Source organism: Sphingopyxis jiangsuensis, assembly GCF_016734905.1.
Classification (GTDB): domain Bacteria; phylum Pseudomonadota; class Alphaproteobacteria; order Sphingomonadales; family Sphingomonadaceae; genus Sphingopyxis; species Sphingopyxis jiangsuensis.
In genome coordinates this window covers 254233-281174 of the sequence record NZ_JAERPO010000002.1, presented here as the reverse complement: position 1 = coordinate 281174, position 26942 = coordinate 254233, and the positions used below count along the sequence as shown (strand labels likewise).

General features: G+C 63.4%; 30 protein-coding genes. 12 read left to right on the top strand and 18 right to left on the bottom strand.

All coding sequences use genetic code 11. The annotated features are described in order from the left end of the window. The first annotated feature begins 130 nt into the window (after positions 1-130). From lepA to JI743_RS08065, 3 genes are all read left to right on the top strand, one after another. Positions 131-1954 (top strand): translation elongation factor 4, encoded by a 1824-nt coding sequence (gene lepA / locus JI743_RS08075; protein ID WP_201927743.1) that lies wholly within the window; start codon positions 131-133, stop codon positions 1952-1954. Between the two features lie 98 nt (positions 1955-2052). After that, complete coding sequence (locus JI743_RS08070; protein WP_201927742.1) at positions 2053-2766, top strand: VV20781 family protein; 714 nt, start codon at positions 2053-2055, stop codon at positions 2764-2766. A gap of 76 nt (positions 2767-2842) precedes the next feature. After that, positions 2843-3457 (top strand): GNAT family N-acetyltransferase, encoded by a 615-nt coding sequence (locus tag JI743_RS08065; protein ID WP_201927740.1) that lies wholly within the window; start codon positions 2843-2845, stop codon positions 3455-3457. A gap of 233 nt (positions 3458-3690) precedes the next feature. Here the strand turns inward: JI743_RS08065 and JI743_RS08060 are convergent, their stop codons facing one another. From JI743_RS08060 to JI743_RS08050, 3 genes are all read right to left on the bottom strand, one after another. Next, complete coding sequence (locus tag JI743_RS08060; protein ID WP_201927739.1) at positions 3691-3960, bottom strand: hypothetical protein; 270 nt, start codon at positions 3958-3960, stop codon at positions 3691-3693. Between the two features lie 169 nt (positions 3961-4129). Continuing rightward, positions 4130-4429, bottom strand: a complete 300-nt coding sequence (gene sciP / locus JI743_RS08055) for a CtrA inhibitor SciP (protein ID WP_095387481.1) — start codon at positions 4427-4429, stop codon at positions 4130-4132. Positions 4430-4431: 2 nt separating this feature from the next. Beyond that, on the bottom strand, positions 4432-4830 hold the full coding sequence (locus JI743_RS08050; protein ID WP_201927738.1) for a hypothetical protein: 399 nt from the start codon (positions 4828-4830) through the stop codon (positions 4432-4434). 144 nt (positions 4831-4974) lie between these two features. Here JI743_RS08050 and mnmA point away from each other — a divergent pair, with 144 nt between their 5' ends. The 6 genes from mnmA (at position 4975) to JI743_RS08020 (ending at position 10078) form a co-directional block, all read left to right on the top strand. Beyond that, positions 4975-6108: a tRNA 2-thiouridine(34) synthase MnmA gene (gene mnmA / locus JI743_RS08045; RefSeq protein ID WP_201927737.1), complete on the top strand. Its 1134-nt coding sequence runs from the start codon at positions 4975-4977 to the stop codon at positions 6106-6108. Between the two features lie 51 nt (positions 6109-6159). Continuing rightward, positions 6160-6585, top strand: coding sequence for a hypothetical protein (locus tag JI743_RS08040; RefSeq protein ID WP_201927736.1), 426 nt, complete (start codon positions 6160-6162; stop codon positions 6583-6585). A 281-nt stretch (positions 6586-6866) separates the two neighbouring features. Then, positions 6867-7559: a DsbA family oxidoreductase gene (locus JI743_RS08035; RefSeq protein WP_201927734.1), complete on the top strand. Its 693-nt coding sequence runs from the start codon at positions 6867-6869 to the stop codon at positions 7557-7559. 80 nt (positions 7560-7639) lie between these two features. Further along, a complete protein-coding gene (locus tag JI743_RS08030; protein WP_201927733.1) occupies positions 7640-7927 on the top strand; it encodes a hypothetical protein in 288 nt (95 codons plus the stop codon). 146 nt (positions 7928-8073) lie between these two features. Continuing rightward, positions 8074-8313, top strand: a complete 240-nt coding sequence (locus JI743_RS08025; RefSeq protein ID WP_201927731.1) for a DUF2171 domain-containing protein — start codon at positions 8074-8076, stop codon at positions 8311-8313. Between the two features lie 172 nt (positions 8314-8485). Then, positions 8486-10078: a sulfatase-like hydrolase/transferase gene (locus JI743_RS08020; RefSeq protein ID WP_201927728.1), complete on the top strand. Its 1593-nt coding sequence runs from the start codon at positions 8486-8488 to the stop codon at positions 10076-10078. Positions 10079-10161: 83 nt separating this feature from the next. On the opposite strand, the gene JI743_RS08015 is transcribed toward JI743_RS08020, so the two are convergent. The 3 genes from JI743_RS08015 to JI743_RS08005 all read right to left on the bottom strand — a co-directional run bounded on the left by JI743_RS08015 (position 10162) and on the right by JI743_RS08005 (position 11213). Next, on the bottom strand, positions 10162-10647 hold the full coding sequence (locus JI743_RS08015) for a hypothetical protein (protein ID WP_201927727.1): 486 nt from the start codon (positions 10645-10647) through the stop codon (positions 10162-10164). 124 nt (positions 10648-10771) lie between these two features. Beyond that, a complete protein-coding gene (locus tag JI743_RS08010) occupies positions 10772-10918 on the bottom strand; it encodes a hypothetical protein (protein ID WP_201927724.1) in 147 nt (48 codons plus the stop codon). Positions 10919-11030: 112 nt separating this feature from the next. Next, positions 11031-11213 carry a hypothetical protein gene (locus JI743_RS08005; RefSeq protein WP_201927722.1) on the bottom strand — a complete coding sequence of 61 codons (183 nt, stop codon included), beginning with the start codon at positions 11211-11213 and terminating at the stop codon, positions 11031-11033. A gap of 80 nt (positions 11214-11293) precedes the next feature. Between JI743_RS08005 and JI743_RS08000 the strand changes: the two genes are divergently transcribed. Continuing rightward, on the top strand, positions 11294-11791 hold the full coding sequence (locus JI743_RS08000; protein WP_227340347.1) for a hypothetical protein: 498 nt from the start codon (positions 11294-11296) through the stop codon (positions 11789-11791). A gap of 336 nt (positions 11792-12127) precedes the next feature. Here the strand turns inward: JI743_RS08000 and JI743_RS07995 are convergent, their stop codons facing one another. The 9 genes from JI743_RS07995 to JI743_RS07955 form a co-directional block, all read right to left on the bottom strand. After that, positions 12128-12553: a GIY-YIG nuclease family protein gene (locus tag JI743_RS07995; RefSeq protein WP_201927721.1), complete on the bottom strand. Its 426-nt coding sequence runs from the start codon at positions 12551-12553 to the stop codon at positions 12128-12130. Between the two features lie 128 nt (positions 12554-12681). Next, positions 12682-13158 (bottom strand): RipA family octameric membrane protein, encoded by a 477-nt coding sequence (locus JI743_RS07990; RefSeq protein WP_201927719.1) that lies wholly within the window; start codon positions 13156-13158, stop codon positions 12682-12684. After that, the gene (locus tag JI743_RS07985; protein ID WP_201927718.1) at positions 13155-13580 is read right to left on the bottom strand and encodes a TIR domain-containing protein; all 426 of its coding nucleotides are present in this window, start codon (positions 13578-13580) and stop codon (positions 13155-13157) included. The genes JI743_RS07990 and JI743_RS07985 overlap by 4 nt, the downstream gene beginning before the upstream one ends. A gap of 607 nt (positions 13581-14187) precedes the next feature. Then, entirely contained in the window at positions 14188-14418 is a 231-nt protein-coding gene (locus tag JI743_RS07980) for a hypothetical protein (RefSeq protein ID WP_201927717.1), read from the bottom strand. A 126-nt stretch (positions 14419-14544) separates the two neighbouring features. Continuing rightward, positions 14545-15600 carry a ribonucleotide-diphosphate reductase subunit beta gene (locus JI743_RS07975; RefSeq protein ID WP_201927716.1) on the bottom strand — a complete coding sequence of 352 codons (1056 nt, stop codon included), beginning with the start codon at positions 15598-15600 and terminating at the stop codon, positions 14545-14547. 66 nt (positions 15601-15666) lie between these two features. Further along, positions 15667-16107, bottom strand: a complete 441-nt coding sequence (locus JI743_RS07970; protein WP_201927715.1) for an endonuclease domain-containing protein — start codon at positions 16105-16107, stop codon at positions 15667-15669. A 68-nt stretch (positions 16108-16175) separates the two neighbouring features. After that, the gene (locus JI743_RS07965) at positions 16176-18128 is read right to left on the bottom strand and encodes a ribonucleoside-diphosphate reductase subunit alpha (protein ID WP_201927714.1); all 1953 of its coding nucleotides are present in this window, start codon (positions 18126-18128) and stop codon (positions 16176-16178) included. 722 nt (positions 18129-18850) lie between these two features. After that, a complete protein-coding gene (locus JI743_RS07960) occupies positions 18851-21142 on the bottom strand; it encodes an EAL domain-containing protein (protein ID WP_201927712.1) in 2292 nt (763 codons plus the stop codon). 103 nt (positions 21143-21245) lie between these two features. Then, positions 21246-22988 carry an acyl-CoA dehydrogenase gene (locus JI743_RS07955; protein WP_201927710.1) on the bottom strand — a complete coding sequence of 581 codons (1743 nt, stop codon included), beginning with the start codon at positions 22986-22988 and terminating at the stop codon, positions 21246-21248. Positions 22989-23041: 53 nt separating this feature from the next. Between JI743_RS07955 and JI743_RS07950 the strand changes: the two genes are divergently transcribed. Further along, the gene (locus JI743_RS07950) at positions 23042-23998 is read left to right on the top strand and encodes an L-threonylcarbamoyladenylate synthase (RefSeq protein ID WP_438870682.1); all 957 of its coding nucleotides are present in this window, start codon (positions 23042-23044) and stop codon (positions 23996-23998) included. 105 nt (positions 23999-24103) lie between these two features. On the opposite strand, the gene JI743_RS07945 is transcribed toward JI743_RS07950, so the two are convergent. Further along, a complete protein-coding gene (locus JI743_RS07945; protein ID WP_201927708.1) occupies positions 24104-25006 on the bottom strand; it encodes a DMT family transporter in 903 nt (300 codons plus the stop codon). 86 nt (positions 25007-25092) lie between these two features. On the opposite strand from JI743_RS07945, the gene JI743_RS07940 reads away from it, so the two are divergent. After that, on the top strand, positions 25093-25656 hold the full coding sequence (locus tag JI743_RS07940) for a VOC family protein (protein ID WP_201927707.1): 564 nt from the start codon (positions 25093-25095) through the stop codon (positions 25654-25656). A 2-nt stretch (positions 25657-25658) separates the two neighbouring features. Here the strand turns inward: JI743_RS07940 and JI743_RS07935 are convergent, their stop codons facing one another. After that, positions 25659-26438, bottom strand: coding sequence for an SDR family NAD(P)-dependent oxidoreductase (locus JI743_RS07935; protein ID WP_201927706.1), 780 nt, complete (start codon positions 26436-26438; stop codon positions 25659-25661). Further along, positions 26431-26913, bottom strand: coding sequence for a thioredoxin family protein (locus tag JI743_RS07930; protein ID WP_201927704.1), 483 nt, complete (start codon positions 26911-26913; stop codon positions 26431-26433). The genes JI743_RS07935 and JI743_RS07930 overlap by 8 nt, the downstream gene beginning before the upstream one ends. Positions 26914-26942 lie beyond the last annotated feature (29 nt).

The window sequence follows — 26942 nt, the reverse complement described above, 5'->3', positions numbered from 1 at the left end:
CCGCCCCTGGCAACCGCAAAAACGCGATTGCGAGTAAAGTTACGCAGTTTTCCGCGCCTTTTCGCATCTTGTCAGCGGGCGGCTGCGCGCTGCTGCTGACAGCGCCGCAAACCCCTGCTAACGGCGCCCGATGACGACTCCCCTTTCGCACATCCGCAATTTTTCGATCATCGCGCATATCGACCATGGCAAGTCGACGCTCGCCGACCGGCTGATCCAGTTCACCGGCGGGCTGACCGAGCGCGAAATGTCGGCGCAGGTGCTCGACAATATGGATATCGAGAAGGAGCGCGGCATCACCATCAAGGCGCAGACGGTGCGCCTCTCCTACACCGCGAAGAACGGCGAAACCTATCAGCTCAACCTGATGGACACGCCGGGGCACGTCGACTTCGCCTATGAAGTGTCGCGGTCGCTGGCGGCGTGCGAGGGCGCGCTGCTCGTCGTCGACGCGGCGCAGGGGGTCGAGGCGCAGACGCTCGCCAACGTCTATCAGTCGATCGAGCACGACCATGAAATCGTGCCGGTGATCAACAAGATCGACCTGCCCGCCGCCGACGTCGACAAGGTGAAGGCAGAGATAGAGGATATCATCGGTCTTCCCGCCGACGACGCGGTGCTCGCGAGCGCCAAGTCGGGAATCGGGATCGAGGAGGCCTTGGAAGCCATCGTCGCGCGCATCCCGCCGCCCAAGGGCGACGCCGCCGCGCCGCTCGTCGCGATGCTCGTCGACAGCTGGTACGACCCTTATCTGGGCGTCGTCATCCTGATCCGCGTGATCGACGGCACCTTGAAAAAGGGCCAGCAGATCAAGTTCATGCAGGCGGGCACCACCCACCTCATCGACCGCGTCGGCTGTTTCACCCCCAAGCGCACCGACCTCGTCGAAATCGGACCGGGCGAGATCGGCTTCATCACCGCGCAGATCAAGGACGTCGCGCAGGCGCGCGTCGGTGACACCGTCACCGACGCCAAAAAGCCTGCCGCGGCGCCGCTCGCGGGGTTCAAGGAAGTCCAGCCGGTCGTCTTCTGCGGCCTGTTTCCGACCGACGCGAACGACTTCGAGAAACTGCGCGAGAGCATCCAGAAGCTGCGGCTCAATGACGCGTCGTTCAGTTTCGAGATGGAGAGCTCGGCGGCGCTCGGTTTCGGCTTCCGCTGCGGCTTTTTGGGGCTGCTCCACCTCGAGATCATCCAGGAGCGGTTGACCCGCGAATATGACCTCGACCTGATCACCACCGCGCCGTCGGTGGTCTATAAGCTGAAGCTCGGCCATACCAAGAATGAGGCGGCGAAGGAGATCGAGCTCCACAACCCCGCCGACATGCCCGACCCCAACCGCATCGACGAGATCGAGGAGCCGTGGATCGAGGCGGTGATCTATGTCCCCGACGATTATCTCGGCCCGATTCTGAAGCTCTGCCAGGACCGGCGCGGGGTGCAAAAGAACCTCACTTACGTGGGCGGCCGCGCGCAGATCACCTACGAACTGCCGCTCAACGAAGTGGTGTTCGACTTCTACGACCGGCTCAAGAGCATTTCGCGTGGCTATGCGTCGTTCGACTATCACCAGATCGGCCACCGCCCCGGCGACCTTGTGAAGATGAGCATCCTCGTCAACAACGAGCCGGTCGATGCGCTGTCGATGATCGTCCACCGCGGCTCGGCCGAATCGCGCGGGCGCGGCATGTGCGAGCGGCTGAAGGACCTGATCCCGCGCCACATGTTCAAGATCCCGATCCAGGCGGCGATCGGCGGCAAGGTCATCGCGCGCGAAACCATCGCCGCGCTGCGCAAGGACGTCACCGCCAAATGCTACGGCGGCGACGCGACGCGCAAGAAAAAGCTTCTGGAAAAGCAGAAGGAAGGCAAGAAACGAATGCGCGAATACGGCAACGTCAACATCCCGCAAGAGGCCTTTATTGCCGCGCTGCGGATGGGCGACGACGCCTGATTGCCGGATTAACAATCACCGCAATTGTCGTTCAGCTTCGGTTCGGAAGAGAAAGCAGAAGAGCGCGTCGTCACCAATAAACATACCAGGGACGACCAATGATAAGAAAAGCTCTCCTCCTTTCATCCTTCGCGCTGCTCGCAGGCTGCGCGTCCATCAAACCCGCCGAGATGCGCTTGCCCGCGGGGCTTGCGGCCGACGCGGCGTCGATGACGATCAACGGCATCGGCGGCGGCCGCCACGGGCGCTTCACCGTCGGCGACTATCGCGGCGGCTTCGAACGCTCCGAGGAACGCCTCGCGATCTTCGACGCCTTTGTGAAGAATTACGGCCATGTCGCCTACACGATCGAAGGGCCCGAGATCAGCGACTATATCGACGCGCGCTGCCGGATGCGCGAGCGCGAGATCGACCTAGGGATCATCGAGTTCAAGCCGAAGAAAATGGCCTTCCGCTGCGAATTCCTTTCCGCCGGCCATCCCTTCCCGGCGCGCTTCGAACTGCAGGAGGTCAATCGCGGCCTCGGCGGGGCGCTGAGCCGCGAAGAGCGGCGCGGCGAGATCGCGCTCGGCGGCGAGATCGTTCAGATGCGCTCGGTCCACAAGATCGAAGGGTCGGGCCTCGCGGTCGCGAGCCCCATCGGTTATGTCTTCGAGCAGGACGGCCGCGCGGTCGGAGCGGTCGAACTCAACGGCAAGGCGCGCCTCTTCATCCCGCAAGGCACCGATCCGGGCCTTGCCCGCACGCTGACGATCGCCGGCGTTACGCTCGCGGTCTTCTGGGACCCCGCGAACAGCGCGCTCGACGACTGATCCGGCGCTCCGGATTGTCATTGGGCGGGCGGCGCGATAGCGTTGCGTCGGCCGCCCATCGACCGACGGGGATGACATGACCGGCACCACGGCAACGCGGATGTGCGATATCAGGATCGACAGCGCGCTCAACGACGGCACGCGCGTCCAGCTGCGCTGCATCACGCCCGCCGACGAACCGCGCATCCGCGCCGCGATCGCCGAACTTTCGGCGCAGTCGCGCTACCTTCGTTTCTTCACCCCGACCCCCGAACTGCCGAGTGCCGTCACCCGGCGTCTCGCGGCGGTCGACGGGCACGATCATATCGGCTGGGGCGCAATCTGCGTCGATTGTGACGATTGGCCGGCGATCGGCGCAGTCCACGCGGTGCGCCACGCCGATGGTGCGTGCGACGGCGAATTTTCGGTTGCGGTCGTCGATGCGTTTCACGGCAAGGGCGTCGCCCGGATGCTGACGGCTGCGCTATTGATCCAATGTCTTGCCGAGGACCTTGTTTCGCTCGACGTCCATATGCTTTCGGAAAATGATGCGGCGCGGCGCCTCGTCAAATCGCTCGGCGCGACATGGAAAAGCGAATCGGCAGGCGTCGCCGAATATCGGCTCGATGTCGCGAGCGGGCTGGCGTCGCTTCGCAGCGACCCTGGCGCGGGCGGGGTAGAGGACGTCTTTGCGGCACTCGCGGCCTTGTGACGATCGATAGCGATCGGTCCCTCCCGCCGCCGTGGGTCGCTGACGGCGGCGGGAAGGTGAGTCCAAAGGTTCGTTTCCGAATGCTCCCTGTCCTCGCCATCCTGAATAACGGTGACGTCATGACCGCACTGTGATCGCTGTCACAGATGGGCATTTCGCTCATTGCGCCCACGACAAAGGGCGCCGCGACAATGTCCCGGCGCCCTTCACCCTGCCCTTTAGGGAAGGCAGCCCTATTGTGTGTCGCCAACGCCGCTTTCGGACGGGGCGATTTCGCCATTGTCGTCCATGGCATTGGCCTTTTCTTCGCCCATTTCCTCGACGCGATCGGCTTTCTCTTCCATCGCTTCCTTGGCCGGGCCTTCGGGCATTGCATCGGCCTGATCGTCGATGGCTTCGGCCTGGGCCTCCGCCTGATCTTCAACACGGTCGGCTTCGGGGCTTTGGCACGCACCGAGCGCGAACGCCGATGCGGCCGTGAGAGTGATAGCAAACTTGCGCATTATGAGTGTCTCCCTTGCTTACTCCGGACCTAAACGCCGGGGGAGGCGGCTGGTTGCAAGAAAAGTGGTATGTCGCTTGGAACGCGCGTGTTTTTAATTGTGCATGTCCAAGATTCAAAAAAGAGGGCGCCGAAGCGCCCTCTCTCGAACCCATTGTTCGCGAACTCAGTCAGAAGCGCTGCTGGCGCTCGTAAAGGTCGCGATAATGTTGAATTCGCGTCACGCGCAGGCCGGGCATGCCGCTGCGATCGATCGACCTCTGCCAACCTGCGAACTCCTCGAGGGTGAGGCCATAGCGTTCGCACGCCTCGTCGACCGTCAACAGCCCGCCATTCACGGCAGCGACGACTTCGGCCTTGCGGCGCACAACCCATCGCGTCGTGTTCGGCGGCGGCAGCGAATCCAGCGTGAGCGGTTCGCCGAGCGGACCAATGACCTGGGCGGGCCGGATCTTTTGATTCTCAATCATGTTCATTCCATCGTTTCGACGTCGGGGGGGATCGGTGTGACCGACGTCGTTGTCGGTAATCCAAAGGGGCTCAACATCGCCTGAAACCCTCTGGTAAACAGGCCGTTCATAGTTTCGGGAATGCGCTTTTCTTCGTCTGGCAGTTCGAGAAAGCGGACGAGCCGAGCAAGGTCCTTCGCGCCGCGTCCGGTAGCTGCGCGATCGGTGCGCCGACAGAGTATGTGGGTTAGTGCGCGGGTTCGTTCTCGACGTGCCGTATGCATCGCCTGCACTTTCAGCAATTGCACCGTCGGCAAAGACGCCTGCCGCGCGTTCGACACCGCGAGCAGAATGTCGAAGCCCGGCTCCGGCACGCTGATGCCATCTTCGAGGCGGGGAAATTTCGAGGGACTCGCGTTCATTCCGTCGGTCTAGGGCAAAGCGCCTAAGGTCCCGTAAATGCCCGTTTCATGCGTTGTTAGCGTTGCTTAACCGCCGTCAACATTTTGACACCAGTCGCGGAAAAGCTGGCATTTCGATGCGCCAATCCCTAGATGCCGCGGGCCATGGCGACATTGCTTTCCCCTGCCGGCCTTGCCGGCGCCGACTTTCAACTGGCTGAACCCTTGAAGGATCGGCGAGTCGTCGTTGCAATGTCGGGCGGCGTCGATTCGAGCGTCGTGGCGGCGCTCGCCGCGCGATCGGGCGCGGAAGTGATCGGCGTGACGCTGCAGTTATACGACCACGGCGCCAAAGCGAAGCGCGTCGGGGCCTGCTGCGCCGGGCAGGATATCCGCGATGCGCGTGCGGTCGCCGACCGATTGGGCTTCGTCCATCATGTATACGATCACGAAAGCCGGTTTCGCGACACGGTGATCGACCAGTTCGCCGACGAATATCTCGCCGGACGCACGCCGATCCCTTGCGTGCGTTGCAACATGGGCGTGAAATTCACCGATCTGTTCCAGCTGGCCCGCGAGCTTGGCGCCGATTGCCTCGCGACCGGTCATTATGTCCGGCGCGTGATGGGGCCAGAGGGTGCCGAACTCCACCGTGCCATCGATCCGGCGCGCGACCAGAGCTATTTCCTGTTCGCGACCACGCAGGAACAACTCGATTTCCTGCGCTTTCCCCTGGGCGGCCTCGAAAAATCGGTGGTTCGCGAAATTGCCCGCGACCTGGGTTTAGGCGTCGCGGCCAAGCCCGACAGTCAGGACATCTGCTTCGTTCCAGATGGCGACTATGCTTCGCTCGTCCGCAAGCTCCGCCCCGATGCCGACGATCAGGGCGAAATCGTCCACGTCGACGGAACGCCGCTGGGCACGCACAAGGGGCTGATCCACTATACGGTTGGCCAGCGCCGCGGCATCGAGGTCGGCGGGCAGGCCGAGCCGCTCTACGTGGTACGGCTCGACGCCGCGACCAAGCAGGTCGTCGTCGGCCCGCGGCGCGCGCTTGCGGTTTCGGGCGCGCGAATCGTCGAGGCCAACTGGCTTGCGCGTGTCGAGGGGCGGCCGCTGCTTGCCAAGGTACGGAGCATGGCCAAGCCCGTTCCCGCACGCGTCGAAGGCGACCGGCTGCTCTTTGCGGCGCCCGAATATGGCGTGGCTCCGGGACAGGCGGCCGTATTCTATTCCGCCGACAACGAAACGCGTGTGCTCGGCGGCGGTTGGATCGACGCGACCTTCTCTGCAGAATAGATTGTATTTTTCCCGGCGTTGGCCCAGCCTTTCCGCCGAGGGAGAAATGCCATGGTTCATTGGGTTTTGCGCGGCGCCGTTCTGCTATGGGCGCTGTTCTTTGCCATTGTCGGCGTGCAGGGGGTCCTAAGCCCGGCGTCCTACACCGATACCTTTTCGATCATTGTCGACGGGTTTGCAGCGAATACGATCCGTGCCGACCTGTCGGCCTTTTTTCTGGTTTCGGCGGGGAGTGCAGCGATCGGCGCATTGATTCCGGGATGGACGCGGGCGCTGCTCGTCCCCGCAGCGCTTTACGGAACGGCGTTGATCGGGCGCTTGCTGGGGGCAGGGATGGGGGACGCGATCAACAGCGGCATCGTGCAGGCGATGATTGTCGAGGCGCTGTCGGTGGCCTTGATGACCGCAAGTTGGTGGCTGCTCTCACGGCCGGACGCGCCCGACGCGGTCGGAACCGAAGGCACCGGGGCAGCGTGACAAGCCTTGTTATCCGTGAAGTAAGCAGGCTTGTTTTATTCCGGATTATATGAGTTAATACAAAAAAGAGGTCGCTTCGTTTCCTGTATTCATGGAGGAAGCTTATGGCAGCCGACGACAAGCGGAACAATAAGGACCGCCGCACCGAGGAAAGGCGTGTAACCGACGATCCCGACCAAAGCGACGCTGAACGTCGTAAGGCCGATCGGCGGTCGGGGAAGGATCGACGCTCGCCCTGATGCGCACGGCGTCGCGGCGGCCTTCAGAAGAGAGGATGAAGCGTGGCCGACGCACGCAATCCGCGCCTTTCGATCGATATCGTCTCCGATGTCATGTGCCCTTGGTGCATCATCGGCTGGCTGAAATTCGAACAGGTGATGGCGCATTTTTCGGGCCGGATCGATTTCCGGGTCCAGTGGCATCCGTTCGAACTCAATCCCGATATGCCGCCCGAAGGCGAGGATGCCGGGGAGCATGTGGTTCGGAAATATGGGATTAGTGCGGAACAAAGCCGGGCAAACAGCGCCCGTTTGGCTGCGATTGCCGCCGAACTGGGTTTCGTCTTTAACCGCGGTCCGGGCTTTCGCATGCGCAACAGCTTTGACGCCCACCGCCTACTGACCTGGGCGGGCGCGCTCGAGGAGGCGGAGCAGGTGGAGGCGACGGGCGTCCAGACCGCGCTGAAACTGGCGCTGTTCCGCGCGCATTTCACCGACAATCGCGATGTCAGCGACCATGCGGTGCTCGCCGATGTCGCGGCGTCGGTCGGACTCGACCGTGTACGCGCCGCGGCGATCCTGACCAGCGACGATTATGCCGAGATGGTCCGCGTCGAGGAAGCTTATTGGGCCGACCGGAATGTCACCGGCGTCCCGGCCTTTATCCTGGACGGGCGGATGATGGTCCCGGGCGCGCAGGACCCCGAGGTCTTTATCCGCGTTATCGAGAATAGGGTGCTCGCGGCCGCCCGCTGAGGAACTGCCGCCAATCGCCATGCGTTCCATCGCCATTGTCCCGCTCGCAAACGGCGAGCCGCATGACGACGGAGCGATGGATGAGCAAGCAACCCGAAAATCAAAGGCCTTTGGCCCCCGAGGCCGTCAACCGCGAGCAGCAGGACGCCGACAGCCAGGCGCAAACGGTCGCCGATGAGGCACGCCGCGCGCGCCCGCTCGGCGACAGCGACAAGACGCCGGTTGAGAAGCCCACCGACGATGCACAGGATCTGGTCGATCATATGCGGCAAATGACGCATTCGGGCCGCATCGACACCGATGCCTATCGCGGCGAGCGGAGCGACGACGACGAGGAGGGCGAATTGGGGCCCGGCGGCGTTGACTGATGCCGTTGCGCGCCGCGACGCTCCCTGACGCGCTGCGGTTCCCGGCGCGCATGTGCCACATTTCGTCGGCTTCCATGGACCCCAGAGCGACCTTCGCGCGTAGTCCCGGTGCGTCCCCGACCGCCGGGACGAATAGGAGGCACAAGATGACCGAGCACGACCATAGCGCGATCAAGGAACATATGACCGTCATCGGCGCCGACGGCGTCCATGTCGGCACCGTCGATCACCTCGACGGCGAACGCATCAAGCTGACCAAGGCCGACAGCGGCGACGGCAAGCATCATTATCTGCCCGCCGGTCTCGTCGCGGCGGTCGAAGGCGACACGGTGCGGCTGTCGGCGAATGCGGCGAACGCCGTCGACCTGTTCGAAGAGGCCGAATAACCGGCCCCTGACCCCCGGATAAACAGAGGGCCGCGCGGCGCAATCCGGCGCCCCGGCACTGAAACTGGCCCGTCCCCGACGCTCCCGGACGGGCCATTTTCTTTTGCGGTGCCCCCGGCGATGCAGTCGAGACGTTCGGCTTTTTTCAACGCGATGCCGTTAAGCAGGCGCGATGACCAGGGCGACGAACAGAAAAAGCGCGATGCTGGCGCGCACAATGGTGGCGCTGCTGCTGTTCGCGGCCGGATATGGAATCGCAAACCGCCATCAGCTGACGCACGACGTTGCCTATCGGCTCGCGGTCGGTGATTGGCGGAGCGCCGCGACTGCCTTTTCCTTTCAGGCAGGGCAGGCGGCCGCGCTGTTCGCCGCGCTGTGGCTGATGCCGCGGCGATGGGCGGCGGCGGTACTGACGCTGGCGGGCGCGTCCATCCTGGTCAACATCGGTTATAGCGACCTGGTGCCCGAGCCCGTCGACGGAGCTATCCTGGCGTGGATGTTCGCCGAGGCGCGGCAGGCAGGCGCCGCGCTCGGCGCCTTTGGCGCACAGATCGCGGGGTCGGCGATGCAGGCGGCACTCGCCGTGGCGCTGTTCGCGGGAGCGAGGATCGCGATGCGGCGGACGAGCGCGCCGCGCTGGACGAGGCGGAACGCCCTTGCCGCCGCCGCGCTGCTCGTGGCGCCCAGCCTGATTTACCGCACGGCGCCGCTGTGGCCCGAGGGGGCCGAGCGGAACATCTATGGCCTGGCATGGGATCTTGCGACCGCGCCGCCGCCGCCCGCGCGCGCCGCGCCCGATATTGCGCTCGATGCGGCACAGCCGCGGCCCGACCATATTATCTGGCTGGTCGACGAAAGCGTCGCGGCCGAACCATTCGCACGCCTGATTTCGCCGCAGCTGAAGGACGTTCGCCACGTCGATTTCGGTGTCGCTGCAGCGGTGGGGCATTGCAGCGCACCCGCGCAGGTCGCGCTGCGGTCGGGCGTCGATGTTCGCCGCGTCGATGCCGACACCGACCTGCGGCGCACGCCGTCGATCTGGGGCTATGCGCGCGGTGCGGGCTATCGCACCGCGTTGATCGACGGGCAGACGAGCGGCGCGCCGCAGAATCTGCTGCTCGCGCCCGAGCTGGCGCTGATCGAAGATAATCGCGCGATGGCGGCGGGGATCGACACCGATCGCGCGATTGCCGACGCGTTGAACCATCGGATGCGCGGGGAAGGGCGGAGCTTTACGCTCGCAGTGCTGCGCGGCGTACATTTCCAGTATCGCGATCATTATCCGGCGGGTGCGCTGCCCGCCGATGCGCCGCTGACCGAACAATATGCGACGGCGCTGCGCTGGTCGAAACGCGACTTCTTCGCGCGGCTGCTGGATGGCGTCGACCGGGAACGCGTGGCGATTGTCTATACGTCCGATCACGGGCAGAATCTGCGCGAGGGCGCGTTGCCGCATTGCAGCCGCGCGCCGGTTGCCGACGAGTTTCGCGTGCCGCTGATCGCCTTTTTGCCCGACGCGCTTGCCGCGCGCTACGCGGTCGCAGACCCGCGCGGCGGGCGGTCGGCGAGCCAGATCTTTCCCGCGACGCTCGGCTGGATGGGATATGACGCGAATGCAGCGGCGGCGCGCTATGACAATGACCTGACCATGCCGACGGCGCGCTATGTCCGGTTCGGCCGTTCGGTGATCCCCCAGGGCGACAGCGCAACGATCCGCGTCATCGCGAGCGATGCCTTTCCCGGAAGCGATACCGCCGCGCCATAGAAACGGAGCCGGGGATCGCTCCCCGGCTCCGTCCTTTGACCGTCATTTGCGACCCACAAATGAACGGCGTCGCATTGGCCGGGTCAACGGGGCTCGACCTCGGCGTCGGCCTCGGCGCTGGCGCTCGCGCCCACCGCTACGGGCGGAACCTTCGATACCAGCGCGCCGGCGCGGTCCGAGGCATTGCGATAGAGTTCCGACAGCGGAACATTATAGAGCTTGCCGCCATCGACGATCACCGCAGTGTCGCCCTGCACGCTCTGCAACGTGCCGATGCTGTTGCCGTTCATGTCGGTGATGGTCGCGCCGGCGCGCACATCTTCGCGCGCGGCAACGGTCAGCTTCGTCGCATCGATCGTGCCGTTCAGCGTCGTGTCGGCGCGGTCGACGACGTCGCCGACGGGCTTCGTCACCTCGCCCACTGTGTTGCCGATGTTGCCGGTGGTTGCGCCCACGGTCGCGTCGGCGGCGCCGCCGACGTTGAGCTGGGCCAAGGCGGGGAGCTGGGCCAAGGCGGGGGCAGCGAACAGCGCCGCGCCCGCGGCGAGCATGGTCATGCTGGGTTTCATAATTATCTCCTGTCGGTTGGCCCGCCAGGGGCCTTGCCGGTCGGAAACCGACAGGAGGCGCTGTTGTTGCACTGCACGCGGCGAAATGTCGCTGCGTTGCGACGGGGCGTGCCCGCCGCGCCGGTCAGTGCGGTTTTGGCTTGGCAATCAAGCGGTTGAGCGTCGCAATACGGCGGCGCGCCGCGGTCCAGTCGCGCTCGGGATGCGCCTGAATCCGGTCGAGGAGGACGCGAACCTCCTTGCGGCGGTCGCCTTCGGTAACGGCCTGCATGGTCTGTCTCCTTTCGCGGTCACCATAGCATGAGAGCCCGCGCGGGCCAAAATGACGCCGCGACGAACCGCGCGGAAGCGGCGCCGATCCGCCGCGCGTCATCCCTGCGCGGTCAGCCCTTGCGTTCCTCCGCCGCGCGATGCTCCTGCTCGCGCCGGATGCGCGTCGCCTCTTCGGTCAGTTCCTTTTCGGCGCGCGAGCGGCGGTTGTGCAGCATCGCCCAGGCGATCGCCGCGGCGAGCAAGATCGGCCCGACGATAGTGAGAATGCCCCATTCCATGATCTGTCCTTTCATTGCTTGTCACCCGATCAACGGGCGGCGCGGCGAAAAGCTGCACGGGTGGCGCCGCGCGCCGCGGCTGCTAAAGGGGGGCGATGAAGCATCGGGACCGTCCCATCATGGTGATCGCGCGGCTGAAGGCGAAGCCGCTGATCGTCTGGCAACTCGCGTGCGCGGGCGCGCTCGCGGCGCTGATCGCGCGGCAGGCGGAGGGGTATAGCGCGCTGTCGATCGTCGGGAACATATTGTTCGGAAACCTGGTCGTCACCGCCGCCATCGTCGCGGCGGCGTGGGGCCTCAACCATTTCCACCGCATGTGGCGCCAGCGCGGCAGCTATGTCTTTCACGACGGCGCGCGGCTCTATCGCGGCAGCGACGCGTCGTGGCCGCTCGCGTCGATCCGCGACGCGGTGGTCGAGCGGAGCGACATCGGCATCGCCTCGCTGCGCCTCGTCATCGACGACGACAGCGAGGTGACGCGCGCGCTGGTCCCGCTCTACCTGCTCGACGACGCGCCCGAGGCGGTGCGCGGCGCGGTGCTGTTCGCGGCGTCGGGGGTGCGGGGATTCCCGACGGGATCGGTGATGAACTGACGCGTCGGGCAACCGCGGGCTCCGGCACCGGGTGATAGGCGGCGGGATCATGCCCGTGCGCGTCGCGCGCGTTGGCGGTTTCGGAGGCGGGCGAAGGGGCCGCGTTTCCCGTGAGGACGATGATAAATTCCGGGCTGGTGCAACGGTGTCTCACACAAAGACACAAAGAGGGCGGCGCTCTCCTCCTTCGTCATGCCGGACTTGATCCGGCATCCATGGTGGCGTCGTCGAGGCAGGATCGGGGGTCAAGTAAACTGTCACCGTGATCCCAAGGACACGAAGGCACGAAGGGCGGAAGACTCCCCCTCGTTCGTCACCCCGGACCCTTCGGCAGGCTCAGGACAGGCTTGATCCGGGGTCCATGCGGCGCCGGTGGAATGGATGCCGGATCAAGTCCGGCATGACGAATTGGGGGAAGCGGCGGGATGACGAAGATGGGGAAGGGCGTCGCCCATCCAGCGGCGGCAACCCCGGTTCCTCGGCCAGGTCGCGCCAGTCGGGGTTTGACGCCGCGATCAGCTCGGCCTTCCACTTGCGCTGCCAGTTCTTGAGCTGCTTTTCGCGCGCGATGGCGTGCTCCATCGTCCCGGCGAGTTCGAACCACACGAGCATCCTGACGCCATAGCGTTTGGTGAAGCCGTCGAAGCTGCCGTCGCGATGCTGGACGATCCGCTGGATCAGGTGCGAGGTGACGCCGGTGTAAAGCGTCCCGTTCCGCGCGCTCGCCATGACATAGGTGCATGGCTGAAAGTCGCGGTGCATGGGGTGGAGGCTAGGGCGGCGATGGACCCCGGATCAAGTCCGGGGTGACGAAGTTTAGGCCGAACCGGATGCTTCCCTCCCGCTCGTCATGCCGGGCTTGATCCGGTACCTAGGACGACGTCAGCAAGCTAGCATCCACACGCGGATGCGAGACGATGCCATGGGATATGCGCGGCTAAGTGAATAATATATACCCCGACGAAAACAAACGGAACTAAGCCCTCAACCTTATGAAACGGATTGTGGCGTTTTCCATCGCCGTCGGGATCAAGAAACTCCCATTCTTTCGTATATGCATCATACTCTAATTGCTTTTCTAGATCCGTAATAACTCTAAATTTTGCAGAATTTAGCGTTTTATAGCTTTTAATATTTCTGGCCCATAGCAGTGATATTGATAGACCAGCAATAGATAGAGTTATGCTTGATAAAACGGGAAGGCCACTTTCGTAAAGAAAAGATGTTCCGCCAATTAAAATTGTATTCATAGTAAGGTAAAAGTTATTAGCCGATTGTCTCCGTTGGCTTACTCTGTCAGCCATTTCGACGATCATCTTATATATCTCAAGCTTATCTGGTTTTGATGGGGTTAGCTTTTCGTTCATGAGCGGCTGCGCCATACGGCGTTTATAACGCTGTTCTTGTTCCAGCCCACAGTCTCATGAGCTACGGATTGAACTACCGACGATTTTCGCTCTTGACCCCAAGGATTAACCGCCACGATTTTCTTACCATGAAGGCGCGCGCCTTTAAGCTCTTTCCCAATCCATTTGCTATGGGTGGAATACATGCCCGTGGGTACAACAATGACGTTAGATACCTTCAATCTTTCGAAGATTGCGGTTTGGAGTGCGGTATCATTTGGCGCGTAGTGGATTGGATCCTCTCGAGGCACGGAGGTGTTGAAAAAATTGATTGGAGTCCCGTCTGCATACCAAGGCTCGTTAAATATCCAGCCCGATAGTCGTTCATAGTGCTCTGAATACGACCACGAGTGGCTTACAAAGACGCTCACATTATAAGCCATTTCAACGCCTCGGACCGCTAGGCGGCGGGGGCGGTGGGGTTGGAGGAATCGATCTGCCCGGCACCGATTTTCCGGGGCTATCGTGGTGCGGCCTAGGTGGAGGGGGAGTAGGCGTTGGATTGTTCGTCATGCATTTATCTCCAAGGACCAATCATGAGCGATAGTGCGAGAAGAAAAATTCCAAATAGAAAGCAGATAAAGCATAACAAAAGGCAGGCGGAAAGGATTTTTGAGAAAGACGGTGGTGACACATCAGACGTCTTTTTTTGATAGTATGCGTCAGTTTTCGCTATCTGTCGACTATATGCAAAGGAGCTAACGTACTGTTCAATAAGGCCAAAGGTAAGCGCCAAGAACGTAAAAATTAGCCCAGCGACCAGTGTGCATGAGGGGGGCTTGATATTTCCTGCGCCCGCAGTCAGAAAGCCCGGCACGAGCAATGCTATCCCAGACGATAGCTGGATCACCGTTTTGACGAACTGCTCTTCAGCGGATCGCTTGCCTTCAATTAGGCGATTGCGCTCAGATATATGCTGATCATAACACTCCCACTCTTCTTTTCCGTCAAGCGGGTGGGGAGAGGGAGGGAGGTTCAACTTGCGTCACCTCAAACCGAAAACCCGCCCGCATTGCGCCGGTTCGAGTTCGCCGCCAGCACCTTCTTGCCCTGCGGGGTCAGCGCCCATTTGGCGCCCTGCTGCGCCACCAGTCCCAGCGTGACGAGTTCGTCGCGGATCGGGTCGGTGGGGAGTTGGGGGCGGCGGTTGGCGAGGCCCTCCAGCGTCGCGCGTTGCGGCTGGCTGAGGTGGAGGAGCTTCAGTTTTTTCTTTTCGGTCATCTTTGTGGCCTTTGGGTTTCTTTTTGGTCGTCGCTGTGGGGCGTGAGCCCCCACCCCGCTTCGCTAAGCCAGCAAGCTGGCAAGCTTCGCTGCCCCTCCCCTGAAGGGGAGGGGTTTTGAGGTGTTTTACTCCGCGGCGATGCCCGCCTGTTTGAACATGTCGTCGCCGTCGTCGCCTTCGGGGGCGGCTTCGTCGTTGGCTTTCGCTTTCTTGCGGCTGTCGAAGCTGGTCCACACGGTGTTCCAGTCGCCGCGCGTCGCGGCCTTGCTGTACTCGGTCGCGCGGGTTTCGAAGAAGTTGGCGTGCTCGACGCCGTTGAGCAGCGGGGCGAGCCACGGCAGCGGGTGTTCGTCGATCATGTAGATCGGCTGGAAGCCGAGCTGCCCGAGGCGCCAGTCGGCGATGTAGCGGATGTAGCGCTTGATCTCCTTGGGCGTCATGCCGGGAACGGGGCCCTGTTCGAACGCGAGGTCGATGAACGCATCCTCGAGCCGCACCGTTTTCTGGCAGCAGTCGATGATGTCTTCCTTCACCGCCTTGGTCAGGCAGTCGCGTTCCTTGACGAAAGCGTGGAACAGGCGCGTGATGCCCTCGCAGTGCAGGCTTTCGTCGCGCACCGACCAGCTGACGATCTGGCCCATGCCCTTCATCTTGTTGAAGCGCGGGAAGTTCATCAGCATCGCGAAGCTCGCGAAAAGCTGGAGGCCCTCGGTAAAGCCGCCGAACATCGCGAGCGTGCGCGCGATATCCTCGTCGCTGTCGACGCCGAAGGTGCCGAGATAGTCGTGCTTCGCGCGCATCTCGTCATATTCGAGGAACATGCCATACTCGCTTTCGGGCATGCCGATGGTGTCGAGCAAATGGCTGTAGGCGGCGATGTGGACCGTTTCCATGTTGCTGAACGCGGTCAGCATCATCTTGATCTCGGTCGGCTTGAACACGCGGCCATATTTGTCGTGATAGCAATCCTGCACCTCGACATCGGCCTGGGTGAAGAAGCGGAAGATCTGCGTGAGCAGATTGCGTTCATGGTCGCTGATCTTCTGCGCCCAGTCGCGGCAATCCTCGCCCAGCGGCACTTCCTCGGGCATCCAGTGGATCTGCTGCTGGCGCTTCCAGAAATCATAGGCCCAGGGATATTCGAAGGGCTTGTAGGTTTTGCGGGCTTCTAGAAGGGGCATCTCATCGGTCTCCGGACTGGCGTATCTTTACTCCTCTCCCACCGGGAGAGGAAGGGGCCCAAGGCGTTAGCCTTGGGAAGGTGAGGGTGTTCGTCGGTTGGCTGCGGACGGCGATGGGTCGCCGTCACCCTTCCGCGACTGCGTCGCTCCTTCCCTCTCCCGGAGGGAAAGGGAGATTTGTTCCATGACGCCCCGTGTGTTCTTTAGGACGTCGTCGTTCCAGAAGCGGAGGACGGTGAGGCCTTGCTGCCGGAGAAATATGGTGCGGCGGGCGTCGTAGGATGCCGCCTCCGCATGCTGGCCGCCATCGATCTCGATCACCAGCTTGGCGGCGAAGCTGAAAAAGTCGGTGAAATAGGGGCCGATCGGAACCTGCCGCCGCCATTTAAGAGCAGGGAAGGTTTCGCGCAGCGCGCGCCACATCCGCTTTTCGGCGTCGGTGGCGTCTTTGCGCAGGGTGCGGGCGCGCGCGACAGTGCCGGAGGGTTGATTGCGATAGGTTCGCATGGGGGTCGTCACCCTCACCCTTCCGGCGCTGCGCGCCTCCCTCCCTCTCCCGGTGGGAGAGGGATTCATCACTGGCAGGCCAGGCATTCGTCGTAATCGGTCGTCTGCAACTCGTATTTCGGGGCTTCCGACGTGTTGTCGGCCTCGACCCCGCCCGCGAAGCCGGCGCGCTGCACCGATTTCGAGCGGAGGTAATAGAGCGATTTGATGCCGAGTTCCCACGCGCGATAGTGGAGCATGAGCAGGTCCCATTTCTCGACGTCCGCGGGGATGAAGAGGTTCAGCGATGCGGCCTGGTCGATGTACGGCGTGCGGTCGGCGGCGAGTTCGAGCAGCCAGCGCTGGTCGATCTCGAAGCTCGTCTTGAAGCAATCCTTCTCGTCCTGCGTCAGGAAGTCGAGGTGCTGGACGCTGCCGCCGCGTTCGAGGATCGAGTTCCAGATCGCGTCGCTGTTCTTCGCCTTGTCGACGAGCAGGGCTTCCAAGTGCGGGTTGCGGATCGAGAAGCTGCCCGAGAGCGTCTTGTGCGTATAGATATTCGCCGGGATCGGCTCGATGCACGCGCTGGTGCCGCCGCAGATGATCGAAATCGACGCGGTCGGCGCGATCGCCATCTTGCAGCTGAAACGTTCCATCACCCCCTGATCGGCGGCGTCGGGGCAGGGGCCGCGCTCCTTGGCGAGCAGCATCGACGCCTGATCGACCTGCGCGCGGATATGCTTGAAGACGCGCAGGTTCGACGATTTCGCCATCGCGCCCTCGAACGGCAGGCCGCGCGCCTGCAGGAAGCTGTGGAAGCCCATGACGCCAAGGCCGACGCTGCGCTCGCGGCTCGCGCTGTACTTGGCGCGCGCCATTTCGGGCGGGGCGCGGTCGATATAATCCTGCAGGACATTGTCGAGCATGCGCATGACGTCTTCGATGAAGCGCTTGTCGCCGTTCCACTCGTCCCAGGTTTCGAGATTGAGGCTCGAGAGGCAGCAGACTGCGGTGCGGTCATTGCCCAGATGGTCGCGGCCGGTGGGCAGCGTGATCTCGCTGCACAGGTTCGAGGTCGTGACCTTGAGCCCGAGATCGCGATGATGCTTGGGCATCATGCGGTTCACCTGGTCGATGAAGATGATGTAGGGCTCGCCGGTCGCGAGGCGCGTTTCGACGAGCTTCTGGAACAGGCTGCGCGCGTCGACCGTGCTGCGGACGCTGCCGTCCTTTGGCGATTTGAGGTTGAATTCGGTGCCGTCGCGCACCGCTTCCATGAACTCGTCGGTGATGAGCACGCCGTGGTGGAGGTTGAGCGCCTTGCGGTTGAAATCGCCCGACGGCTTGCGCACCTCGAGGAACTCCTCGATCTCCGGGTGCGAGATGTCGAGGTAGCAGGCGGCCGAACCGCGGCGCAGGCTGCCCTGGCTGATCGCGAGGGTCAGGCTGTCCATCACGCGGACGAAGGGGATGATCCCGCTCGTCTTGCCGTTGAGGCCGACGGGCTCGCCGATCCCGCGCACCGCGCCCCAATAGGTGCCGATGCCGCCGCCGCGGCTGGCGAGCCAGACATTCTCGTTCCACGTGCCGACGATGCCCTCGAGGCTGTCGTCGACCGAGTTCAGATAGCAGCTGATCGGCAGGCCGCGGCCGGTGCCGCCGTTCGACAGCACGGGTGTCGCGGGCATGAACCACAGCTTCGAGATATAATCATAGAGGCGCTGTGCGTGATCCTGGTCGTCGGCATAGGCCGCGGCGACGCGCGCGAAGAGATCCTGGTACGATTCGCCGGGCAGGAGGTAGCGGTCCTGCAGCGTTTCCTTGCCGAATTCGGTGAGCAGCGCGTCGCGGCTCGCGTCGGTCACGACGTCGAATCGGCGCGCGTGAACCTTGGCCTCGCCGCTGTCGTTGAGCTTCGCTGGCGCAGGCGAATCGCTTCGGGCCGCATCCGCCGATTCGGTTGCCGCCGGAGCGTCATTCTTCGTCAATTCCACCGTCGCCACGTCGTTTGTCTCCACCCGGTCCGTCTCGCGAAAATCCATCTAACTCGCCCCCGTTTTCACACGCGCCGTACGGCGCTTTGTTCCCGTCCTGTTCGACTCGGGGCGAAGCCCCAGTCTTAGCATCATCAGCCGCTCGGCGGGGATATTATTTTGGACGCAAAGGGGTTTTTCCCGTGCCCATATGCGATGGGCGACGGAAATCCGCCACTTGCAGCCAAATACTAATTATTGGGGTCCCCCGTCGGTCCGCCCACCATCTATAGTGCCACGTCGGCGCAGCGATGCAAGAGCGTAAATGACAAAATAGCGACTCGACTCGTCGCCATTTTGATTCGACTCGTCGCGCAGCGCGAGGGGGGCGGCAGCTCAGGCCGCGCCTTTCTGCGGGATTGGGGACGATCTGTGCCAGCGGCGCGCGGGATCAAAAAAAACTTGGGTCGCCCGGATAGGCGCTCACAGACCAGAGGGTTGCAATCGAGGCGCCCGGCAAAGCCATCGAACCACGCCTGGCGCGTCACAGCGGTTCCGGCTCGGCCCAAAAAGAAAGGGCCCCGGCAATGCCGAGGCCCGATCTAAAACTCGAGTTCAGGTTAGGCCGAACCGCCACCGTTGCCGGTGCCGCCGCCACCAAGGAATTTCCAGAACCAACCCATATCAAATCTCCTGTTGGCACTGCTCACGCGGAACAGTTAACAGGCTGTATACCTTAATTAGTAAGGTAAATCGAGTCTTAACTATAAGCATTGAAACCAGAATGGAAGTTATGCCGAGCGGGTATGAGAGGCGTCGGAAAGCGTGTCGATCAACTCGGAAAATAGCTGTGGCTTTCCAAGGTGATAGCCTTGTCCCACATCGCACCCCAAATCCTCGAGAAGGGTTAAAGTTGCAGCATCTTCAATGCCTTCTGCGACGGCCACAGCGCCAAGACGGTGCGCGAGGTCGATGGTCGATTTGACCACTTCGAAGTTTCGTTGCGAATCGCGCATCGTCATCACGAATCGTTTGTCGATCTTGATCTCGTCGGCTTCGATCTCGGTCAGATATTCGAGGTTGGACTGGCCAGTGCCATAATCGTCGATCGACAGACGGATGCCCGCACGACGGATTTGCGCGAGCGTCTGGCGCGCCTGCCGGCTATTTTCGATCTGCGCGGTTTCGGTGATTTCGATCGTCAGATATTCGGCTGGCAGGTGATGCGCGGTCAACATGACGCGGATCGTTCCGACGAGATCATTGTGATCGAGTAGGGTGGCGGACAGGTTGACCGACATGTTGGTGCGGATGCCGCGGCTGTAGAGCTGCGCTGCCGAGCGGATCGCATGATCCATCACGAACAGCGTGAGGCGATATATGTCCTGGCTTTTTTCGGCTTGAACGATGAACTCGTCGGGGGGGATCGGGCCGCGCGTCGGATGGGTCCAGCGCACCAGCGCCTCGACGCCGACGAGCTCGCCCGACGATATTTCGAACTGAGGCTGGAACGCGACCCAGATATCGCCGCCGGCGAGGGCATCCTCCAGTTGCGAGTGAAAGCTGAGTTGCCAGCCTGCGTCTTCTTTTTGGCGCGAGGTATATTTGGTCCAGAGCGACCGCGTCCGGATCGCGCGTTCGGCCGCGACAAGTGCAGCAGCCAGGCGCTGCGCGTTCGATCCCTCGAACTCATCATTCACGCCGAAGGCGATTGCGACGTCCACGCGCAGATCACCTATTGTCAGCGGCGCATTGAACAATGCCGCGAGACCGGCAAGCTGTCCCTCGATCTGGCTGTGCTGATAATAGGGAACGAGCCATGCGAACGTGCCATCGAGATCGTGGTGCAGCGATGTGCCCTGCGACGCGAGTTGGAGGCGGCGCGTGACCTGTTCGACGAGCTTGCCAATCCCGTCCCCCGGAATGAAGGCAGCCAGATCTTCGAAATTGACGACCTTTGCGGCGACCACCGTCGCGCTGCCAAACGGAGCTTGCGACCGCAGGGCTTCGAAGTTCGGCAGACCCGAGATCGGATTTTCGCGCTGTGCCGATTGTCGGCGGCTTTTGCGCGACACATTGGCGGCAATCGCCGCGATCAGAAATATCGCAGCGCCAACGGTGCTGCTGACCAACATCGTCATCAATATAAGCTTGGCGATGATCAACACGCCGATCGTGGTCAAGGCGACCGCTGCAAAGCGTCGCCCGCGTCGAAAATAGGCGCCTGCCAGCAATGCGAGGGCGGCGAACGTCACGCCCGGTAACCAACCGATATCGACGGGTATGCCGCGCTTGAGCGTTTCGGCGCCGATAAGGTGAATGAAGGCACCCGGAACGCGATTGTTGCCGGGCAGATAATGGGTATCCTGAAACGTCACCGACGTCGGCGCAAAAATGACGTCTTTTCCCTTCAGTTCCCGGGCGCCGACTTCGCCGGACAGGACGTCGGACACGCTATATGTTTGGATCGAGTCAATGTCGTATGAGTAATCGAGCGCATAGACGCCCGGCTTGTCGCCAAAGCGGTTAGCGAGGAGCGACGAAAAGCTGGGTATCAGCCTACCGCCCACGTCGAGGGTGATCGGGACACGCCAGACCTGCCACAGCTCATATTCCCATCCGATGCATGCGAGCAATGCATCGGTTCCGAATGCCGGCCCCGGCAGGCGCGTGAGTTCGGCCTTGCCGCCCTGTGTCTCCTTGGCCGCGGCGGCAAGGACGACGCGATCCTTCATGCGCTTTACCGCGCTGGTCAACCTGGGCAACTGACTGTCATTCTGTCGCCGTTCATAGGTGAAGTCGATAAAAAGGCGCTTGGCCCCAGCTTCGTTGATCGCGTCGACGACGCGGCCGTGCTGCGTCATCGAAAAGTCGCCGCGCGCTGTTTCCTCAATCGTCCGGTCATCGAGGGCGACCACCACGATGTCGCCGGAAACGGGTCGCCACGCCAGACGGCCCACCGCCGCTTCGATGATGCGGTCAATCGGTTCTGCGACGGAAGCCAGCCCGACAATCGCGCTGAGGAGCAGCGAGAGGCCGATGGTCCGCCAACCAATAATCAGGCTCTTGACCTTTTGGGGCACGCACGTCTCCGGAAGATTGCCGGATGTGCCTAGCCTCTGTTGGTTAGCATCGCGTTAATCATGATCCCAATCCCGCCGCCGAACCTGCGGATTTCCGGGGCACTCAGCTGGTCGAAGCTATGGGCGGCAGAACTGCATCGCCTGCGAGGATCGATGCCGCCAGTCCGCGCGCCGCGGGGACGATCTGTTGCAGGTAAAAGCGCGTCGAGACGATCTTCGCCTCGAGGAAGGCGTCGTGGCCGTCCCCCGCATCGAGCGCCGCGCGTGCGCCCTGATGCTGCAGGGCCATCAGCCAGCCGCACGTCGCGGTCGCGAGCATCGTCAGATAGGGATAGCTGCCCGCCAGCCGGTCGGGCATGTCGGCCTGTTCGAGCCAGTCGGTGACGGCGGCGCACGCCTCGGCCAGATCGGCGAGTTCGGGGAAGTCGCCCGCGCCGTGTGCGATGTCCGCGATCAGGCTGCGCACGCCTTCGCCGCCCGCCATGCCGAGCTTGCGGCCGACGAGATCGGCGGCCTGGATGCCGTTGGTGCCTTCGTAAATCGGCGCGATGCGCGCGTCGCGATAATGCTGTGCGGCGCCCGTTTCCTCGATAAAGCCCATGCCGCCGTGTACCTGGATGCCGAGGCTCGCGACCTCGCAGCCAATGTCGGTCGCATGCGCCTTGGCGAGCGGAATGAGGATTTCCGCACGCAGCGCCGCGGCTTCATCGCCGAGTTTGCCGAAATCGGTCTGCGCCGCGGCGTAGTAGATCAGCGCACGCGCCGCTTCGGTCTGCGCGCGCATCCGCCACAGCATGCGCTTGACGTCGGGGTGGCGGTCGATGGTGACGGGGGTGCGGTCGGCGCTGCCCGCGAGCGCCGACTGGACGCGCTCGGCGGCGAAGGTCTGCGCCTGTTGCGTCGCGCGTTCGGCGATCTGGACGCCCTGGCAACCGACCATCAGCCGCGCATTGTTCATCATCACGAACATCGCACGCATCCCGCCCATTTCCTCGCCGACAATCTCGCCGAGGCAGTCTTCGTCCTCGCCATAGATCATGACCGCGGTCGGCGATCCGTGTATGCCGAGCTTGTGCTCGATCGAGGCGCAGCGCACGCCGTTCGAAATCGTCGGATTCCCGTTGGCGTCGAGGCGATATTTGGGGACAAGGAAGAGCGAGATGCCGCGCGTTCCCTCGGGCGCGCCGGGGGTGCGTGCGAGGACGAGATGGACGATATTGTCGGTGAGGTCGTGCTCGCCGAAGGTGATGAAAATCTTTTGCCCTTTAATGCGATAGAGGCCGGCATTGGGACCGTCCGTAACCTTCTCGGCGGTCGAACGGAGCGCGCCGACGTCGCTGCCCGCCGCGGGCTCGGTCAGGTTCATCGTGCCGTTCCATTCGCCGGTGACGAGTTTGGGCAGCCAGCGCTGCCGCTGCTCCTCGGTGCCATAGGCCATCAGCGCGTGGATCGCGCCGGGGGTGAGGATGTTGCAGAGGGTGAAGCCCATGTCGGCGCTGCCGAGCGCCTCGATCACCACCGTCGCGAGCGTGAAGGGCAGGCCCTGGCCGCCATATTCGGCCGGGCCGTCGATGGTTCCCCAGCCGGCGTCGACGAACTGCTTATACGCTTCCCTGAAGCCCGGCGGCATGGTGACGCGGCCGTCCTCCCATTTCGGATTGTCGGTATCGCCGATGCGGTTGAGCGGCGCATACACCTCCGACGCAAAATCGCCGATGCCGGTGACAATCGCCTCGACCATGTCGGGGGTTGCGGCGGCAAAGCGCTCATGCTGTGCCATCGCGTCGATGCGCGCGATATGGTTGAGTACGAAAAGCTGTTCGGTGGTCGGCGCGATATAGGTCATGGGGCATCCCGACTTTACTGGTGATTCCTTGGGCAGCGGCGCTATAGCGCGGCATGGCCGAGGGTCCAAATGAGCGCATGACCACCGAAATCTGCCCCTACGGCGAGCGGGCGATCGCGCGTGCCGCGTCGCTGGTCGCGGCCGGACAGCCCGTCGCGGTGCCGACCGAGACGGTGTACGGGCTTGCCGCCGACGCGCGCGATTCGCAGGCGGTGGCGCGCATCTATGCTGCGAAGGGGCGCCCCGATTTCAACCCGCTGATCGTCCATGCGCCGGACCTGCGCGCCGCCGAGGCGCTCGGCCTGTTCGGTGCGGCGGAACGCGCGCTGGCGGAGCGTTTCTGGCCGGGGCCGCTGACGCTTGTCGTGCCGCGGCGCGAGGACTGCGCCATCGCGAGCATCGCGACTGCGGGGCTGAGCACGATCGCGCTCCGCGTTCCGGGGCATCGCGCGATGCAGGCACTTCTCGCCGCGACCGGCGCGCCGCTCGCGGCGCCTAGCGCCAATGCCAGCGGGCGGGTGAGCCCGACGCGGGCCGAGCATGTGCGCGCGAGCCTCGACGGGCGGGTCGCGCTCGTGATCGACGATGGGGCGACGAGCGCGGGGGTGGAATCGACGATTGCGCGCGTGGCGGACGACGGGATCGAGATATTGCGGCCGGGACCTGTGACAGCCGAAATGCTGTCAGAATCGATTGGTTTGCGGGTTACTTCTCATGTGAGTTCAGAGGTCGTGGCGCCGGGAATGCTCGCGAGCCATTATGCGCCGGGCAAGCCTGTGCGCCTCGGCGCGACGGGTTTTGCGGTGAGCGAATTCGGCATCGGCTTCGGCGATCTGGCGGGCGACTATAACCTGAGCGCGGGCGGCGACCTTGTCGAAGCGGCGGCCAATTTGTTCGACGCGCTGCACGCTGCGGCGGCGAGCGTGAAGGCCGAAATTGCGGTCGCGGCGATCCCGGACGAGGGACTGGGCGCGGCGATCAACGACCGGCTTGCTCGGGCGGCGGTATAAGCGCCTGTTGACTTTCCTTCGTGTCGAGCGAAGTCGAGCCACTCGTGGCAGCCGCTCCTGCTCCTGGCATCTCGACTTCGATCGATGCGAACGGAATTCAGGAACTTAGGCCGCCGCCGGCTCGATCGGGTCGAGTTGCGGCGTCTTGCGCGCGACGATCAGGCAGGCGGCGACGATCAGCAGTGCGCCGGCGATGGTCGGCAAGGTCACCGGCTCGGCGTAGAAGACCCAGCCGAACAGCATCGCCCACAGGAAGCCGGTATATTCGGTCGTCGCGAGGATCTGCGCCTCGGCGCGGGCATAGGCCCAGCTCAGCAACAGCAGCGACAGTGTCGCGAGCAGCGCGGCGCCGACGATGGGCGGCCCGCTCGCGGTGTCGGGCAGGTGGAGGAACCACGGTGCGCCGAGTGCGAGGATCAGCGTCACGAACAGATTCTGGTAGAAGGCGATCTCCATCGGCTCGGCCATCTTCGCCTGCCGCCGTGCGAGGATGAGATTATAGGCATAGAGCAAGGCCGAGACGAAGACCGCGCCGACCGCCCACAGCGCCTCCGCCGAATAATCGCCGCGCCCGATCTTGCCCGCGACGATCACGAGTACACCGACGAGCCCGAGCATCGACGCGGCGATCGAGCGCGGCCCGATTTTCTCGCCGAGGAACACCGCCGCCAGATAGAGCGTCATCAGCGGCGCGACAAAGGCGATGGCGATCGCTTCCGCCATCGGCAGCCGCGCGAGGGCCCAGAAGAAGCTGAGCGCCATCCCCGCGACGAACAGCGACCGCCACGCATGGATCCGCAGCGTAGCGTGCGCCGGCCGCACGGGGCGGCTGGCGAAATAGGCGAGCCCCATGAGCAGCGTTCCCGCGCCGGTGCGCCAGAGCACGGCATTATAAGCGCCAAGCTCGATCGACAGCCCCTTCATCAGCACGTCCATCGCCGAAAAGGTCGCGATCCCCGCGCAGGCGATCAGGAAGGGGACGACTGGTGAGGGCGAATCGGGACGCATCGGCTGGCTCTAGCCGAGGGTTCCGGATTTGCACACCGATGCAATCGCGTGCAGAATGGCAGGGGGTTTCCGGAGGGAGTGGGGCCATGACGAAACCGAGCAAATTCGCGCATGTCGTCTATATGACGCGGCGCTATGACGAGATGATCGCCTGGTACAAAAAAGTCTTTCAGGCCGATGTCGTGCATCAGGACCCGGCGCTCGCCTTTCTGACCTATGACGACGAGCATCATCGCTTTGCCTTCGCCAATCTCGACCTGTTGAAACCCGGCGGCGACGGCGGGCGCGGCGATATCGGGGTCAATCATGTCGCCTATACCTTCGCGAGCGCCGCCGATTTGCTCGCGACCTACAAGCGGCTGAAGGCGGAAGGAATCACGCCCTATTGGCCGATCCATCACGGCATCGCACTGTCGATGTATTACCGGGACCCCGACGGCAACCGGATGGAGTTTCAGGTCGACCATGGCAGTGCGGAGGATGCCATTGCCTATATGAAGAGCGACAAGTTCGGCCGGAATGCAGTCGGCGTCGATTATGATCCCGACGAATTGCTCGCCCGCTATGAAGCCGGGGCCAGCGAGGCCGAACTGATGGCCATGCCCGAAGGGCCGCCCGCGGATATCCCGGCCGAGCACGGGATAAGCTGAGCCTAGCGGAAGCTGGCCAATCCAGCGCCGTCGATATTGAGCTTCTGTCCCGAGCAATATGGGTTCGCGTCCGAGACGAACCAGAGCACCGCCGCGGCGACATCGCCGGGGGTGGGCACGCGGCCGAAGGGGAATTTGGCGTCGAGGTGGTGGATGTCCTCCTCGCCCGTCACTGCGCGCGCAAGGCGCTCGCCCATATCGCTGACGGTGAGCGACGGGGCGACGATGTTGACGCGGACGCCGTTCTTCATCTCTTCCTTCGCCAAGGTAAGTGCGAGTGCCTCTCCGGCAGCTTTTGCCATATTATAGGGGGCGCCGTTCGACGCATTGTGGAGCGTCGCGATGCTCGAAATGACGACAATGTCGCTCCGCGCGTGGCGGCGCAACTGGGGGAGAGCGAGGCGCGACAGCCGATGGGCGCCGACGGCATGGACGGCGAGCAGCTTTTCGACCTCGGCCGCTTCGGTATCGGCGACAGCTTTTCCGCGGCTGGCGATGCCCGCGTTGTTGATCAGGATCGATATCGGCCCGAAATCGCGCTCGATCGCGGCCATCATCGCCGCCGATGCCTCCTCGTCGGCGACCGAAGCCTGATAGGCCTGTGCCTTGCGGCCTTTTGCAGCGATGGCCGCGACGGTTTCGACGGCGGCGTCCGTGTCGCGCGTGTAATTGACCGCGATATCCGCCCCCGCGTCGGCAAGCGCCAGCGCGATGCCGCGCCCGATGCCGCGCGAGGCGCCGGTGACGAGCGCCGTCCGCCCTTCCAATTTCCGGTCAGTCATTGGCCGTTCCCCATTTCTCGAAATAGTCGAAGATGTCGTCCTCGCTGCGGCTGGCGGCGTTTCGCCAGCCGGGCGCGTCGGTCAGGTTAAGCGGCGTTCCCTTTGCGTCGGTGATGACGACGGTGGGTGTGCCGGCGATCGGAGCGACGCCGAAACGTGCCGCCAAGTCGGCGTTCAATGTGCGGTCGGCGCCGACATCGATCCAGACGATTTCATAGCGCGGTTCGAGCATCGCGGCGAAGCGCGGCGTTTCGAACCAGCCCGCGAGCCCGCGGCTGTCGTGGCAGGCGTCGAGCCCGAACATGAGGATGACGCGCTTGTTTGCCGCCGCCGCGCGCGTGAGCGCCGCGTCGACCGATGCCGCAGCGGACGGAGCTGCCGCAAAGGGGCGGGCTTCGGGACGCGGCGGTGTCGTCGCCGAAGTGCAGGCGGACAAGGATAAGAGCAGCACGGCTGGGACAAGGTGACGGATCATCGCACCACGATAGGTTTTGCATGACGTTT

Coding starts and splice junctions, on each gene's coding strand:
- lepA (WP_201927743.1), top strand. CDS start 131: ATGACGACTCCCCTTTCGCACATCCGCAATTTTTCGATCATCGCGCAT.
- JI743_RS08070 (WP_201927742.1), top strand. CDS start 2,053: ATGATAAGAAAAGCTCTCCTCCTTTCATCCTTCGCGCTGCTCGCAGGC.
- JI743_RS08065 (WP_201927740.1), top strand. CDS start 2,843: ATGACCGGCACCACGGCAACGCGGATGTGCGATATCAGGATCGACAGC.
- JI743_RS08060 (WP_201927739.1), bottom strand. CDS start 3,960: ATGCGCAAGTTTGCTATCACTCTCACGGCCGCATCGGCGTTCGCGCTC.
- sciP (WP_095387481.1), bottom strand. CDS start 4,429: ATGATTGAGAATCAAAAGATCCGGCCCGCCCAGGTCATTGGTCCGCTC.
- JI743_RS08050 (WP_201927738.1), bottom strand. CDS start 4,830: ATGAACGCGAGTCCCTCGAAATTTCCCCGCCTCGAAGATGGCATCAGC.
- mnmA (WP_201927737.1), top strand. CDS start 4,975: ATGGCGACATTGCTTTCCCCTGCCGGCCTTGCCGGCGCCGACTTTCAA.
- JI743_RS08040 (WP_201927736.1), top strand. CDS start 6,160: ATGGTTCATTGGGTTTTGCGCGGCGCCGTTCTGCTATGGGCGCTGTTC.
- JI743_RS08030 (WP_201927733.1), top strand. CDS start 7,640: ATGAGCAAGCAACCCGAAAATCAAAGGCCTTTGGCCCCCGAGGCCGTC.
- JI743_RS08025 (WP_201927731.1), top strand. CDS start 8,074: ATGACCGAGCACGACCATAGCGCGATCAAGGAACATATGACCGTCATC.
- JI743_RS08020 (WP_201927728.1), top strand. CDS start 8,486: ATGACCAGGGCGACGAACAGAAAAAGCGCGATGCTGGCGCGCACAATG.
- JI743_RS08015 (WP_201927727.1), bottom strand. CDS start 10,647: ATGAAACCCAGCATGACCATGCTCGCCGCGGGCGCGGCGCTGTTCGCT.
- JI743_RS08010 (WP_201927724.1), bottom strand. CDS start 10,918: ATGCAGGCCGTTACCGAAGGCGACCGCCGCAAGGAGGTTCGCGTCCTC.
- JI743_RS08005 (WP_201927722.1), bottom strand. CDS start 11,213: ATGAAAGGACAGATCATGGAATGGGGCATTCTCACTATCGTCGGGCCG.
- JI743_RS08000 (WP_227340347.1), top strand. CDS start 11,294: ATGAAGCATCGGGACCGTCCCATCATGGTGATCGCGCGGCTGAAGGCG.
- JI743_RS07995 (WP_201927721.1), bottom strand. CDS start 12,553: ATGCACCGCGACTTTCAGCCATGCACCTATGTCATGGCGAGCGCGCGG.
- JI743_RS07990 (WP_201927719.1), bottom strand. CDS start 13,158: ATGAACGAAAAGCTAACCCCATCAAAACCAGATAAGCTTGAGATATAT.
- JI743_RS07985 (WP_201927718.1), bottom strand. CDS start 13,580: ATGGCTTATAATGTGAGCGTCTTTGTAAGCCACTCGTGGTCGTATTCA.
- JI743_RS07980 (WP_201927717.1), bottom strand. CDS start 14,418: ATGACCGAAAAGAAAAAACTGAAGCTCCTCCACCTCAGCCAGCCGCAA.
- JI743_RS07975 (WP_201927716.1), bottom strand. CDS start 15,600: ATGCCCCTTCTAGAAGCCCGCAAAACCTACAAGCCCTTCGAATATCCC.
- JI743_RS07970 (WP_201927715.1), bottom strand. CDS start 16,107: ATGCGAACCTATCGCAATCAACCCTCCGGCACTGTCGCGCGCGCCCGC.
- JI743_RS07965 (WP_201927714.1), bottom strand. CDS start 18,128: ATGGATTTTCGCGAGACGGACCGGGTGGAGACAAACGACGTGGCGACG.
- JI743_RS07955 (WP_201927710.1), bottom strand. CDS start 22,988: ATGACCTATATCGCGCCGACCACCGAACAGCTTTTCGTACTCAACCAT.
- JI743_RS07950 (WP_438870682.1), top strand. CDS start 23,042: ATGGCCGAGGGTCCAAATGAGCGCATGACCACCGAAATCTGCCCCTAC.
- JI743_RS07945 (WP_201927708.1), bottom strand. CDS start 25,006: ATGCGTCCCGATTCGCCCTCACCAGTCGTCCCCTTCCTGATCGCCTGC.
- JI743_RS07940 (WP_201927707.1), top strand. CDS start 25,093: ATGACGAAACCGAGCAAATTCGCGCATGTCGTCTATATGACGCGGCGC.
- JI743_RS07935 (WP_201927706.1), bottom strand. CDS start 26,438: ATGACTGACCGGAAATTGGAAGGGCGGACGGCGCTCGTCACCGGCGCC.
- JI743_RS07930 (WP_201927704.1), bottom strand. CDS start 26,913: ATGATCCGTCACCTTGTCCCAGCCGTGCTGCTCTTATCCTTGTCCGCC.